The sequence below is a fragment of the Mycobacterium sp. AZCC_0083 genome (genome assembly GCF_014202335.1).
Classification (GTDB): domain Bacteria; phylum Actinomycetota; class Actinomycetes; order Mycobacteriales; family Mycobacteriaceae; genus Mycobacterium.
The window spans coordinates 81,894-95,685 of sequence record NZ_JACHGP010000023.1 but is presented as its reverse complement, the minus strand read 5'-3'; the positions used below and the strand labels follow the sequence as shown (position 1 = coordinate 95,685).

10 protein-coding genes are annotated in these 13,792 nt (G+C 67.9%); 6 read left to right on the top strand and 4 right to left on the bottom strand.

Going from position 1 to position 13,792, the window contains the following annotated elements; genetic code table 11:
- Positions 1 to 345: 345 nt before the first annotated feature.
- Positions 346 to 1,884 carry a PGRS repeat-containing protein gene (locus HNP02_RS43595; RefSeq protein WP_221318451.1) on the bottom strand — a complete coding sequence of 513 codons (1,539 nt, stop codon included), beginning with the start codon at positions 1,882 to 1,884 and terminating at the stop codon, positions 346 to 348.
- A gap of 233 nt (positions 1,885 to 2,117) precedes the next feature.
- Complete coding sequence (locus HNP02_RS37720) at positions 2,118 to 4,877, bottom strand: LuxR family transcriptional regulator (RefSeq protein ID WP_184445767.1); 2,760 nt, start codon at positions 4,875 to 4,877, stop codon at positions 2,118 to 2,120.
- A 231-nt stretch (positions 4,878 to 5,108) separates the two neighbouring features.
- Between HNP02_RS37720 and HNP02_RS37715 the strand changes: the two genes are divergently transcribed.
- From HNP02_RS37715 to HNP02_RS37695, 5 genes are all read left to right on the top strand, one after another.
- Complete coding sequence (locus HNP02_RS37715; protein WP_184445766.1) at positions 5,109 to 7,406, top strand: carbon starvation CstA family protein; 2,298 nt, start codon at positions 5,109 to 5,111, stop codon at positions 7,404 to 7,406.
- Positions 7,406 to 7,543 carry a YbdD/YjiX family protein gene (locus HNP02_RS37710; protein WP_309241839.1) on the top strand — a complete coding sequence of 46 codons (138 nt, stop codon included), beginning with the start codon at positions 7,406 to 7,408 and terminating at the stop codon, positions 7,541 to 7,543. Before HNP02_RS37715 ends, HNP02_RS37710 begins: the two co-directional genes overlap by 1 nt.
- A gap of 13 nt (positions 7,544 to 7,556) precedes the next feature.
- On the top strand, positions 7,557 to 9,053 hold the full coding sequence (locus tag HNP02_RS37705; RefSeq protein WP_184445764.1) for an acyl-CoA carboxylase subunit beta: 1,497 nt from the start codon (positions 7,557 to 7,559) through the stop codon (positions 9,051 to 9,053).
- Positions 9,050 to 9,460, top strand: coding sequence for a lipocalin-like domain-containing protein (locus HNP02_RS37700; protein WP_184445763.1), 411 nt, complete (start codon positions 9,050 to 9,052; stop codon positions 9,458 to 9,460). Before HNP02_RS37705 ends, HNP02_RS37700 begins: the two co-directional genes overlap by 4 nt.
- An 86-nt stretch (positions 9,461 to 9,546) precedes the next feature.
- Positions 9,547 to 11,196 carry an acetolactate synthase large subunit gene (locus HNP02_RS37695; protein ID WP_184445762.1) on the top strand — a complete coding sequence of 550 codons (1,650 nt, stop codon included), beginning with the start codon at positions 9,547 to 9,549 and terminating at the stop codon, positions 11,194 to 11,196.
- Here the strand turns inward: HNP02_RS37695 and HNP02_RS37690 are convergent.
- Positions 11,193 to 12,239, bottom strand: a complete 1,047-nt coding sequence (locus HNP02_RS37690; protein WP_184445761.1) for a TIGR03857 family LLM class F420-dependent oxidoreductase — start codon at positions 12,237 to 12,239, stop codon at positions 11,193 to 11,195. The genes HNP02_RS37695 and HNP02_RS37690 overlap by 4 nt on opposite strands.
- A gap of 73 nt (positions 12,240 to 12,312) precedes the next feature.
- On the opposite strand from HNP02_RS37690, the gene HNP02_RS37685 reads away from it, so the two are divergent.
- The gene (locus tag HNP02_RS37685; RefSeq protein ID WP_184445760.1) at positions 12,313 to 12,915 is read left to right on the top strand and encodes a PaaI family thioesterase; all 603 of its coding nucleotides are present in this window, start codon (positions 12,313 to 12,315) and stop codon (positions 12,913 to 12,915) included.
- Between the two features lie 16 nt (positions 12,916 to 12,931).
- Here the strand turns inward: HNP02_RS37685 and HNP02_RS37680 are convergent, their stop codons facing one another.
- Complete coding sequence (locus tag HNP02_RS37680; RefSeq protein WP_184445759.1) at positions 12,932 to 13,693, bottom strand: crotonase/enoyl-CoA hydratase family protein; 762 nt, start codon at positions 13,691 to 13,693, stop codon at positions 12,932 to 12,934.
- Between the last annotated feature and the right edge of the window lie 99 nt (positions 13,694 to 13,792).

Sequence of the window (13,792 nt, the reverse complement as noted above, 5' to 3'; positions counted from 1 at the left end):
ATTGACTCCCGGCATCCGCAGAATCAGGTGTTTCCCTATGGCCCACGCAGTTCGGCAGAAAGACACCAGGCCAAGCCGATCACCAAGGCCGAATCCGTTTGGTCTCGACGACATCAGGCGTTCAATACAGATCCGTTCGGCCCACGTGACGGCCGGGCTCGGCCCGCGAGTGGATGACGAGCTTGCGGCAGACGCGGGACATCGATCACGTCCGCGCCGCTGCCCGATGACGGAGGTGACCGGGCCGGGTCGGCGGGATGTAGAACACCGGGCCCAGGTGTGGGCCCGGTGCTCTGTCGGGATCGAATCGCGATGGGACCCTGATGAGTCCCTACCGCGTGGCGGTCACGGTGCGCCGCCGCTACCGCCGCTACCTCCGCTGCCGCCGGGCCCCCCACTAGTGCCGGTGCCGCCGGAGCCGGAGTCGCCGGACCCGCCAGGCGTGCCCGTTGTGCCGCTACCGCTCTTGCCGCCAGCGCCCCCGCTGCCGCCGACCGCGCCGGTGCCGCCGGTGCCCGCAGTGCCGTTGCTGCCGTCGGCGGCGCCGAGGGTGCCGGTGCCGCCGGTGCCCCCGCTGCCGCCAGTGCCCCCGGTACCGCCGGTGCCGCCGGTGCCGCCGGTGCCACCAGCGCCGGGCGTCCCGCTGCTGGTCAGGACAGGCAGCAGCCCGCCGGATCCGGCTGTGCCGCCATTACCACCGGGGGCGCCGTTACCGCCGGCACCGCCTCGTTCGCCCTCGCCACCGCTGCCACCGCTGCCGCCGGCGCCACCGCCAGCCGGGCCGTCGCCGCCTTGTCCGCCTGTACCACCGCTGCCGCCGACCGCGCCGGCGCCGCCCTGGCCGCCCACGCCACCCGCGCCGCCACCACCGCCGCTGCCGACGATGAGTCCGCCGGCACCACCGGTGCCGCCGTTGCCGCCCGCGGTGCCATTGCCGGCGGTCGCGGTCGAGGCCGCACCGTCGCCGCCGCTACCGCCATTAGCAAAGACGGGGCGTCCACCACTCCCGCCGGCACCGCCGTTACCGCCGTCGCCGCCATTGGCAAGGGCGTCGCCGCCGTCGCCGCCATTGCTGTTGAAGACCGTCGACACGTCTGCGCCGTCGCCGCCGTCGCCGCCGTTACCGCCGAGGAATCCACCACTGCCGCCATTGCCACCAGGGATACTGACAAGTGGATCCCCTTGGGAGTTTGCGCCGTCGCCGCCGTTCTGGAAGCCGAAGCCGTTGACCCCGTTGCCCCCGTTCCCGGTTCCCGCCGCGGCGGTGTTCGTCGTCGTGGGATTCACCCCGGTACCGCCGGTACCGCCGGCGCCGCCCGCACCACCGGCACCACCGTTGCCGATGAACATCGCGGCTGCGCCGCCGTTGCCACCCTGTCCGCCCGCGGTGGTGGCGTTGCCCGCACCGCCGGCGCCACCACTGCCGCCGCTGCCGATGAACATCCCGGCGTTGCCTCCGTTGCCCGCGTTCGCCCCCGGAGTGGTCGGACTGAAGCCCTTGCCGCCGTTACCGAAGAACAACCCGCCGTTGAAGCCGTCCGGATGCAGTGCGGTGCCGTCAGCGCCGTTGCCGATGAAGATATTGAGAACCGGGATGGCACCAGCGAAACCGAATAGGTCGGTGGGCAACCCGAGCGGATCAGCAAGGTTATGAGCGACGCTTGCCCCCAAGCCGCCCGAAGAGCAGCTCCCCAACAGCGAACACAACGGATCCACCACTGGCGGCGGCGCGGCCTGAGCCACCGCGGGAGTGGCCAACAACGCCGCGCCAGGAGCAGCCAAGGCGATACCCGCCCCGCCGATCGCCACCGCCGTTGCCAGCCACGGATGACCCGCCTTGCGCGACCCCCCAGAGCCATTACCCCGCCGACGATGTGTAGCCATCTGAAATCCCCTCGGATCATCCGTGTACCGCAAGGCCGTGTGGTCTCCCGCCCGTTGACGCTATTGAGCCAAGGGCCAGCGCAGAATCAGGTGTTTACCTACAACTGACGCGCTAGCGCGGACGTCGATGACCAGGCTGAGCCGCCGAGCGGGACCCCGGCCTGCCAGCACACCGAAGACCACCGCAGACGCGACGCTAGGCCCGCCCGACACCGACGAAATCCGGTGTTTCCCTACAGATCTGTTTGGCCCACGTGACGGCCGAGCTCGGCCCGCGAGTGGATGCCGAGCTTGCGGTAGACGCGGGAAAGGTTGACCTCAACCGTTTTTGGACTGATGAATAGCGCTGCGGCGACGTCACGGTTGGTCATCCCGGAGGCGGCGAGCTCGGCGACACGTTGTTCGGCTGGGCTGAGCTCAGTCGGCCGGCGTGGGACGACGGCGCAGCGGGCCAGCTCGGCGCGGACCCGATCGGCCCACAGCGGGATACCCATGTCCTCGAATGCGGCTAGGGCTTCGCGCAGCGTTTCGGCGGCAGCTTCCTTGCGGCGTTGGCGACGCTGAATCTGGCCGAGCAGCAGCTGGGTGCGGGCGCGCTCGAAGGGCATCGGCAACCGCGCGTGTTCCGCCATCGCCAGCACCGCAACCTGGCTGGCCCCTTCGAGGTCGCCGCGGGCGGCCAACAGCATGGCGCGGCCGCGCGCCCCGACCGCCAGCATCCAGGCGCGGTCGAGCCTGGCTCCGTTGCGTTCGAGCCGCTCGATCAGTGGCTCGGCCTCCGCGAGCCGACCCAGCTGAATGAGGGCCTCGACGGCGTCGGGCACGAACGACGCGGCGATGACCTCCGTTCCGTCCGGAGCGGCACCAAGCCTTGCCATCTGTTCCTCGAGCGCGGTCACCGCTGCGGCGTAGTTGCCCAGGGACACCTCGAGGAAACCGAATACGGTGTCCGGCCATACCAACATCGTGGTCGAATGGCTGCGCTGACCTGCTTCGAGCGCCGCAATCGCATCGGAGCGAGCATCATCGACCCGGCCGGCGTAGGCGGCGACCGCGGCCCTGATCGTCAAAGCAATGAACAGTGGCAAGTCACCGCCGAGCAGCCTCGCGCGCTCCATGGCGTCTTCGGCAACCCCGGTGGCTTCGGCGAAATCGCCTCGCCAGATTTCGATCAGCGCCCCGTGGAAGGCGAGGAACATCAGCTCGTTCTCCTCCCCATATTCGAGGCAGCGGTGACGGACGCCGAGGAACTCGTGATGGGCCCGGTCGAGTTGCCCGGTCCACGCCAGCAGCGCGGCGTTCTGGAGACTCGCACGGAAGGGCAGAGGAACGGGCGCCTTCGGGTCCTCGAGCTCGAGTGCCTGCCGCAACGCCTGCTCATCAAGCCCGTCGCCGCGCACGACGTGAGCCACGACTTGCATGCCCAGCGCCTGGCTTAGCAGATGTGGGTGGCCAAGCCGCTTGGCGTCGGCCACCGCGTCGTCGGCGCTCTCGGCGGCGGCGTCGAGCTCGCCGACGTTGCCCCGCGCGAAGCACAACGAGAGCAGCATCTGCACCCGCATCGCCAAGTCCTCACCGGCCTCACTCAGTCCGCGCTCCAGCAAGCCGGCCGCCTCGAGAAAGCTGTCGTCTGTCAAGCGCACCATGGCCAGCAGATACAGCGCTGCCGCGAGCAGTGCCCCGGATGTCAGGCCCTCGATGGTCTTCTCGAGCATCGTCCGGGCCCGCCCAGGATCTCCAGCCTCGAAATGATGGCTCGCCGAGCGGATCCGGCGCTGCGGCGTATCACCGCCGAGCCTCACAGCCAGGTCAACCAGCTCGGCCGCCGCCGCGGGCGCGCCGCGCAGGCGCGCCATCTCGGCGGCCTCGTCGAGAGACGCCCACGTGACGGGGTCACCGCTGGTCGCCGCCAGGGCCAGGTGCCGGGCCGCCTGCTCGGGTTCGGTGACGACCTCGGCCCAGCGCCGATGCATGGCCCGCCTCGGCGCCGGAGCGGCGTCGGTGTAGACACCCTTGGCCAACAACGGATGGGTGAAACGCACCCGGTTGCCGTCGATCCCGACGATGCCCTTGCGCTCAGCATCCCCAAGGAGTTCGTCAACCCTTGCCGCGTCGGTGCTCGCGACGCGCGCCAGCAGCTCCACCGTCGGCGCGCCTGCACACGCCACCGCAAGCAACACCTCGTGAACGTCCTCGTCGAGGACGCCGACCCTGGCCCGCACCAACTCGGCGAGCGTGCCCGGCAACGACCCGTCGGCATCCGTTGCGCCATCGGCGATCGCCCGCGCCAGCTCGAGGGCATAGAACGGATTGCCTCCCGAGACCTCCTGGATGCGCACCATCGTCGGCCGCGGAAAGGACCGTCCAAGCCGCTCGGACACCACGGCATGCAAACCGCCAACGGCCAACGGACGCAACCGAATCCGCTCGACCCAGTCAGCAGTCGGCAACTGCAGCCAGGACGCAGGACTGCCGTCATCCGGATCGGTGCGGACCGCGCCGAGTACACCCACCGGCGCCGAGAGCCGCCGTGCCACGAACGCGAGGGCGCGTGCGCTTGACGGATCGAGCCACTGCAGGTCGTCGACCGCCAGCAGCATCGGCGTCTCGTCGGCGAGGCCCTCGACCACCGAGAGGAGGCCCGCCGCCACCGCGCGCTGATCCGTGGGCTCCGTTCCTTCGGCCCTCAGCAGGACCCGATCGATCGCGTGCTGCTGCGGGTATGGCAGGCGCGCAATGGCGGCCTCGTCGACGTCGCCCAACAGGTCGGCCAACGAGGCGTATGCCATCACCGACTCCGCTGCCGCCGGCCGGGCCGACAAGACGCGGAACCCACGCTCACGGGCCTGCTCCACGATGGCCGACCACAGGGTGGTCTTGCCGATGCCCGGCTCACCCTCCACCACCAGCGCCGACGGCCGCCGGGACGCGGAGGCCAGGAAGTCGGCAACCGCCCGAGCCTCGGCGTGCCCGCTCACGGGATCAGAGGCCATCGAGATCAGAGGCTTGGTCGACGTGGCTACGGCAAGACGCGAAGCACGGTGCCGCGCCTGCGTATCGGGATGAATTTCGCAGCGACATGTGCTTCCGCTCGCGCTAGTGATCTGCTTGCGCAGAACATTAACCGTTTGCCGGGCTGCGGGGGGGACAACGTCGTGGTCAGCGTGCGCACCCAAAGCCCCCGTTTCGCCAACCGCCGCGGCACGCGATGAAAGGATCGGAGCATGGCTTCATCTTCTGGTCCTACCGCTGCGGAGCGCTCGGAGGAGACCGTCGGCGACATCACCTACGTCCGGACGGACCCCGACCTGCCGCCGGTGGCGATCATCGACCGGTCCCCGATCACCACCAAGCACAAGATCGTGTTCGGCGTCATCGCCCTGCTGGGTGCGATCGCCTGGGCGATGATCGCGTTCTTCCGTGGGGAGACGGTGAACGCGGTCTGGTTCGTCATCGCGGCCGTCTGCACCTACCTCATCGGATACCGGTTCTACGCGCGGCTGATCGAGATGAAGATCGTCAAGCCGCGCGACGAGGACGCCACGCCCGCCGAGGTGTTCGAGAACGCCACCGACTACATGCCGACCGACCGGCGGGTGTTGTTCGGCCATCACTTCGCCGCCATCGCCGGTGCGGGCCCGCTGGTTGGGCCGGTACTGGCCATGCAGATGGGCTACCTGCCCGGCACCATCTGGATCATCGTCGGCGCGGTGTTCGCCGGCTGCGTGCAGGACTACCTGGTGCTGTCGATCTCGGTGCGCCGTCGTGGCCGCTCGCTCGGGCAGATGGCGCGCGACGAGCTGGGCACGACGGGCGGTGTCGCCGCGATCGTCGGCGTGCTGGTCATCATGGTCATCCTGCTGGCCGTCCTGGCGTTGGTCGTCGTCAACGCGCTCGCCGAGAGCCCGTGGGGCGTCTTCTCGATCGCGATGACCATTCCGATCGCCGTCTTCATGGGGTTCTACCTGAGATACCTGCGGCCCGGACGGGTGTCCGAGGTGTCCCTGATCGGCGTCGTGCTGCTGTTACTGGCAGTGATCTCCGGCGGCTGGGTCGCCGAATCGGCATGGGGCGCCGACTGGTTCACGCTGTCGAAGGTCGCCCTGTCGTGGTGCATCATCGTCTACGGTTTGGCCGCGTCGGTGCTTCCGGTGTGGCTCCTGTTGGCGCCCCGGGACTACCTGTCGACGTTCATGAAGGTCGGCACCATCATCTTGCTGGCCATCGGCATCCTGGTGGCGCAGCCCATCATGGAGGCGCCCGCCGTCTCGTCGTTCGCGTCCAGTGGAACGGGACCAGTGTTCGCGGGCTCGCTGTTCCCGTTCCTGTTCATCACCATCGCCTGCGGCGCGCTGTCCGGTTTCCACTCGCTGATCTCCTCGGGCACCACGCCCAAGCTGCTCGAGAAGGAAAGCCAGATGCGGCTGATCGGCTACGGCGGCATGCTCACCGAGTCGTTCGTCGCGATCATGGCGCTCATCACCGCGGCCATCCTCAACCAGCACCTGTACTTCGCGATGAATGCGCCCGCCGCCCAGACGGGTACCACCGCGCAGACGGCGGCCGACTACGTCAACGGCCTCGGCCTGTCGGGCGCTCCGGTCACCGGCGCCGAGATCACCGAAGCCGCAACGAGCGTGGGCGAGAAGACGATCGTGTCGCGCACCGGCGGCGCACCGACGCTGGCGTTCGGCATGTCCGAGGTGTTGCACACGGTGTTCGGCGGCACGGGACTCAAGGCGTTCTGGTACCACTTCGCGATCATGTTCGAGGCGCTGTTCATCCTCACCACCGTCGACGCGGGCACCCGCGTGGCGCGCTTCATGCTCTCGGACGGCCTTGCCAATCTCGGTGGGCCGCTGAAGAAGTTGCGCAATCCGAGCTGGCGGGTCGGCGCGTGGGCGTGCAGCATCATCGTGGTCGCCGCGTGGGGCAGCATCCTTCTGATGGGCGTCACCGATCCACTCGGCGGCATCAACACGCTGTTCCCGCTGTTCGGCATCGCCAACCAGCTGCTCGCCGCGATCGCGCTGACGGTCGTCACCGTGGTGGTGATCAAACGCGGTCTGCTGAAATGGGCCTGGATTCCCGGTATTCCACTCTTGTGGGATCTGACGGTGACGATGACGGCGTCGTGGCAGAAGATCTTCTCCGCAGACCCGAAGGTGGGCTACTGGTCGCAGCACGCCCAGTACGTCGACGCCAAGGACGCAGGCAAGACGACGTTCGGAGCAGCCAAGAACATCGGCCAGATCGATGCCGTCATCCGCAACACGTTCATCCAGGGCACCTTGTCGATCGTGTTCTCCGTCCTGGTGTGCATCGTGGTCGTGGCCGGGGTCGTCATGGCGTTGAAGGCGATCCGGGGCGCAGGACGGCCACTCAGCGAGGACGACCCGACGCCGTCCCGAATCTTCGCACCGTCGGGCTTGATCCCGACTGCCGCTGAGAAGGAGGTGACCAAGCAATGGGAAGCGTTACCAGCGTTGCACACAAGATCAGTTGGTACTGGGGCACATTGATGGGCGACAACCACTATCGGCGCTACGTCGACCTTCGCAACCGCACCCACCCCGGCGAGGCCGGGATGTCGGAGCGGGATTACTGGCGGATGCGTCACGCGGCCACCGAGGAGAACCCGCAGAGCCGGTGCTGCTGAGCCACTCGATCGCATGACCGACGCCCAAGATTGGCAAGGCACGCTCGACGATCTCGAGCGACGGCGTCGACGTGCGTTGGCGATGGGTGGCGCGGAGCGCGTCAGCAAGCATCGCGACACGGGCAAGCTCGACGTGCGGGCGCGGATCGACCGGCTGCTGGACGAGGGATCGTTCCACGAGATCGGCACCCTGGTCGGCGGCGAGGTCGCCGCCGACGGCATCGTCGTCGGCTCCGGACTGCTCAACGGAACACCCGTCATGGTGGGCGCCGAGGACTTCACCACACTGGCCGGCACGATCGGGCCCGGTGGCAACGCCAAACGCTACCGCATCGCCGAACTGGCTGTGCGGGACCGAATTCCGCTGGTGATGCTGCTGGAGGGCGCAGGCTTTCGGCCCACGGGGGAACACTACGGGCGCTCCCCCACCGACCTGATCGCTCAGGCCAAGTGCTCGGGCCGGGTGCCAACGGTCGCCGCCGTCCTCGGCCCGTCGGCGGGCCACGGCGCTCTGGTCGCTCCCGTGTCGGACTTCAGGATCATGAGCAGCCACGGCGCGATCTTCGCCGCAGGCCCGCCCGTGGTGAAGGAGTCGACGGGTGAGGACGTCTCGAAGGAGGACCTCGGCGGCCCCGCCGTCGCCCTCGCCAGCGGGGTGATCCACAACGTCGCCGAGGACGACGAGGCGGTGATCGACGACGTCCGCCGGTACCTCTCCTACTTCCCGCCGAGTGCGTGGTCATACCCCACGCAGCTGCCCGCCGACGAGACCGCGGCGCCGCGGCCCACCCCGGAGTTGCTCGACATCGTCTTCCGGGACAACCGGCGGATCTACGACATGCGGGCCGTGCTCGACGTGATGCTCGACCGGCCCGACTGGTTCGAGGTGCAACCGCGGTTCGGCCGGGCGATCATCTGCGCGCTGGCTCACCTCGGCGGACACCCCATCGCGGTGGTGGCAAACCAGCCGAACGTGTCGGCCGGCTCGATCGACGCCGACGCCGCCGACAAGGCCGCGCACTTCATCATGGTCGCCGACTCGTTTCACCTGCCGATCGTGTTCCTTGCCGACAACCCGGGCATGCTGCCGGGCAGCCGCTCCGAGCGCAGCGGTGTATTGCGCGCTGGTGCAAGGATGTTCGCCGCCCAGACTGCCGCCACCACGTTGAAACTGCACCTCACCCTGCGCAAGGCCTACGGCTTCGGATCGATGGTGATGTCCATGCTCGGCTTCGACGATCAAGTGGCGACGTTCGCCTACCCAGGCGCGACGATGGGCGCCATGAGCGCAGCGGCGTTGAGCCGTGCATCGAATGCCGCAGAGGATCTCAGCGCCAATCTGCGCGACGCCGAGCTCGAGGCGTCGTACCGGTCGGCCGAGCGCTTCGGGTTCGACGAGCTGATCGATCCGCGCGAGACCCGCGACGCGTTGCTGGCAGCCCTACAGCGAGGGCTGTTCGGCAGACAGGTCGCCGCGGAACCCATCACCCGCACGGTCATCATGCCGTGAGCCAGACACTGCGCGACCGCATCCTTGGCGCCTGGCAGTTGGTGTCGTTCACGGCCCGCAACGCAGCCACCGGCCGCGTCCGCCATCCGCTTGGCACCGCACCCCGCGGGCTGATCCTCTACACCGACGACGGCCACATGTCGGCACAGCTGGCCGACTCGGACATGGGCCGCTACATCGCTTACGGCGGCCGCTTCGAGGTGAACGAAGCGACGTCGACCCTGTACCACGACGTCACCATGTCGATGGTGCCGGAACTGTTGGCCCGTCCCCAGTTCCGGCAGGCGAGAGTGGACGGAGACCTCTTGACGCTGTCAGCGACGATGACCGACAACGCGGGCGTGACCAGGCACAGCACCCTGGTGTGGCGGCGCGCGGGTAGCGCCGAGGCGTTGCCGGCGCCGTAGGCCGTCACCCGACGGTTCGATAGCCTGGTGTTCCACGATGGCGACACCCCGGAGCCCCCGGACGCCTGAGCCGGAGGACGACGACGATGAGCACGGCGGCACAACTGATGGTCAACTGCCTTGAGGCAGAGGGTGTTTCCCTGGTCTTCGGCATACCCGGCGAGGAGAACATCCACTTCGTCCAGGCGCTGGCGGCATCGTCGCAGATCAGGTACGTACTGACCCGCCACGAGCAGGCCGCGGCGTTCATGGCCGAGATGTACGGCCGGGTGACCGGCCGTGCCGCCGTGGTGTCGGCGACGCTCGGACCCGGTGCCATCAACATGCAGCTCGGTGTCGCCGACGCGACCACCAACAGCACCCCACTGGTGGCGATCTCGGCCCAGGTCGGACAGGACCGCGAGTACAAGGAGTCCCACCAGTACGTCGACCTGGTGTCGATGTTCGCTCCGATCACCCGCTGGTCCGATGGCGTCCCCACGACGGCGGCGATCCCCGAGATGTTCCGCAAGGCGTTCAAGCTCGCGGAGACCGAACGCCCGGCTGCGGTGTATCTGGCCGTGCCAGAGCACATCGACGCCGACGAGGCCGACTACGACCTCAAACCCCTGCCCCGCAACGTGGTTCAGCCCGAGGCGCCGTCGCCCCGCCAGGTCGTCCGTGCCGTCGATCTCCTACGTTCGGCGAAGCGGCCGGTCATCCTGGCAGGCCATGGCGCGGCCCGCGCCGACGCGACCGCGGCGCTGGTACGCCTGTCCGAGGAGCTCGGTGTGCGGGTCGCCAACACGTTCCACGGCAAGGGGGTCATGCCCGACGACCATCCCAACAGCATGGGAACGATCGGCTTCATGCGCCACGACTACGTCAACTTCGGTTTCGACGACGCCGACCTGATCATCGCGGTCGGCTACGAACTTCAGGAGTTCGACCCGGTCCGCATCAACCCCGACTCCGACAAGCGGATCATCCACATCCACCGCTTCCCCGCCGAAGTGGACGTGCACTACCCGGTCGACGTCGGCATCATCGGCGACATCAGCGAGTCCCTCGACGCCGTGCGCGAATCGATGGCGGGACACCAATTCGACATCGAAGTCGCCGCCCCCGGCGCGGGTCTGCTCGCGGAGGAATTCGCTCGTGGACAACGGGACTCGAGCTTCCCCCTCGCGCCGCAGCGGATCGTCGCCGACACCAGGGCGGCACTGGACCGCAGTGACGTCGTGCTTGTCGACACGGGTGCGGCGAAGATGTGGATGGCCCGCCTGTACCCGACCTACGAGCGCAATACCTGCCTGATCTCGAATGGCTTGTCCACCATGGCCTTCTCCCTTCCTGGGGCGTTGGGGGTGCAGCTGGCGCAACCCGACTCGAAGGTGCTCGCGGTGATGGGCGACGGCGCCTTCCTGATGAACAGCCAGGAGATCGAGACCGCGGTCCGCGAGCGGATTCCCCTGGTGGTGCTGATCTGGGAGGACGGCGGGTACGGCCTGATCGAATGGAAGATGGATCTCGAACTCGGTGATCACTACTACGTCGGCTTCACCAATCCCGACGTGGTCAAGTACGCAGAGAGCTTCGGCGCCAAGGGATACCGAATCTCCGCCGCCGACGAACTCCTGCCAACCCTGCGCACGGCCCTCGCCGACGACGGTGTGTCGATCATCGCGTGCCCCGTCGACTACTCGGAGAACCTGCGCCTGACCGAACGGCTCGGGCAGCTCGACGACACGCTCTAACCGGCGGTGCTGCGGTAGACCTCGACGATCGGCGCGAGTTCGTCCGGCGTGGCTCCGTGCATGATCACCGCATCGGCGCCGTAGTCGAATTCCTTGCGGACGCGGTCGACGCACTGTTGGGCAGAGCCCGTCGCCGACGGTTCGAGCCACTCGTCGGGGATCAGGGTGGCGATGTGCTCGATCTGCGCGGCGGTAGCCTTGTGGTCGATGCCGCCGGGGATGGACGTCACCACCGGGTCCTCCCGGAAGCGTTGCAGCACAGCGGGATCCCACCCGTTGGTGTTGACCATGAGGTCGCCGTAGCCCTGCAGGTAGGTGGTAAGGCGGGCGACCGTCTTCTTCAGCCGCAACGCCTCGGGCAGGTGATCGCCGATCGTGGCGAAACATGACCAGACCTTCACGTCGTCTGGGTTGCGGCCCGCTTGCTCGGCGGCGTCCTTGACGGTCTTGACGGCGCGCTGCAGCGTCTCCCGCGTGAAGTAGGTGTGCAGGATGACGTCGTCGAACTCACGCCCGCCGAGCGCGAGGGTCTTGGGACCGAACGCCATGATCGCCAGGCGGATGTCCTCGTTGAAGTCCGGGTCCAGATAGAGCAACTGATACTTCCCGATCGGCCCGTCATGGCCATAGATCAGCTCCCCGTGCCAGAGCCTTCGCATGACCTTGGCGAAGTCCTCCATCTGCGCGGTGGTGACCGGCGGCACGCCGAATGCCCCGTACACGGCGGCGATCCCGCGGCCGATCCCGAGGGTGAATCGGCCCTTCGACAGCCGGTGCATGGTGGTGGCCCACGATCCGGTGATCAGCGGATGGCGGGTGTTGTGATTGGTTGCGGCGGTGGCGATCTGCATGCGGCTGGTGACCGCGCAGGCCGCACCGACCAATGACGACGCCTCCTTGACGTTCCATCGCTCTGAGATGAACGCGGTGCCGAAGCCGAGCTCCTCACCGCGTCGCGCCTCGTCCATCAAACCGGCGGGGCCCTCGCCGCCCGCGCCGGCCAACAGGTAGTAGCCCAGCTCGTCCAGCACCCGGTCCTTCACTCGCAGGCTCCCATCCAGAAATCCCTACTGTAGAGTCTTCCATAACTTCGGATCGACGAGAAGAGACACGCACGTGGCCGAGACCCGCGGCTTCCCGGAGCTCATACCGGTTGACGCTCCGCCGGAATTGGAGCGGTTCGCCACGGCGGTACGCCGCCTGCAGGACCTGGCCGTATCGACCAAACCCGACGGCGAGACGTGGAACACCGCGACGGACGCTATCGAAAGTGCCTGCGCTGCACTCGAACCCCACCAGGTGCCCGATGGTCAGGCCCCCGCGGGCCGCGCCGTCAAGCTACCCGGCCTTGGTCACCCGCTGATGCCGCCGTGGACGATCACGGCGTTCGATGCGGAGGGAGTGACGATGGAGGGGCACTTCAGCAGGTATCACGTCGGCGGCAACATGGCGGTGCACGGCGGGGTGATACCGCTGCTCTACGACTGGCACTTCGGCATGATCGTGTCGGCCGCGGGACGGCCCATCAGTCGCACCGGCTATCTGCACGTCGACTACCGCGCCGTCACCCCGATCGACACCCCTCTGATCAGCCGCGGCCGCATCGATCGAATCGACGGCCGCAAGGCGTTCGTCACGGCGACCATGACCGATGCCGACGGCACCGTGCTGAGCGAGGCCAACGGCCTGATGATCAAGCTGATCGCCCACCAGCCCTGATCCCGTCGGAATCCCGTCAGGAACCGGTCCAATTGGGTGCGCGCTTCTCGGCGAACGCCGTGGCACCTTCGATCGCATCCTTGGACGAGAACACCGGCCGGATGAGTTCGCTTTGCTTGCGCCACATCTCGTCCTCGCTCCAGCCCGCCGACTTCACGATGATCTCCTTGGTCGCCGCGACCGCAAGCGGCCCGTTCTTCGTGATGCGCTCGGCGAGGGCGAGTGCGCCGGCCAGCGCCCCGCCCGGCTCGGTGAGCACGTTGACGAAGCCCCAGGCGCACGCCTCCTCGGCGGTGAAGTTGTCGCCCGTGAGTGCCAGCTCGAGAGCCTTCTGGTACGGGATGCGATGGGGCAGCCGGAGCAGACCACCACCCGCGGCCACCAGGCCGCGCTTCACCTCGGGGATACCGAACTTCGCGTTCTTGGCCGCCACCACCAGGTCGGTCGCCAAGACGATCTCGGTACCGCCTGCGAGCGCATAGCCCTCGACGGCAGCGATGACCGGTTTGCGGGGCGGTTGCTCGGTGAATCCGATTCCGCGGCCAGGGATCGAGACGTTCTCCCCGGCCACGAATGCCTTCAGATCCATGCCTGCGCAGAAGTTGCCGCCTGCCCCGGTGACGATCGCGACCGACAACTCGGGTGTCGCGTCGAGTTCGTCCATGGCATCCGCGAGCCCCTTGGTCACGGCCAAGTTGAATGCGTTGCGCGCTTCCGGGCGATTGATGGTGATGACGAGAGTCCGCCCTTGGCGCTCCGTCAGAATTTCGTCGGCCACTTGGTTCCGTCCCAACCTGTTCACTGTCGGTCGTCGATTCCCCTACCCGGAGAAACTTACTATGGGTATTTCAGTAGTCTCCGAGCGGGGAACGACGCG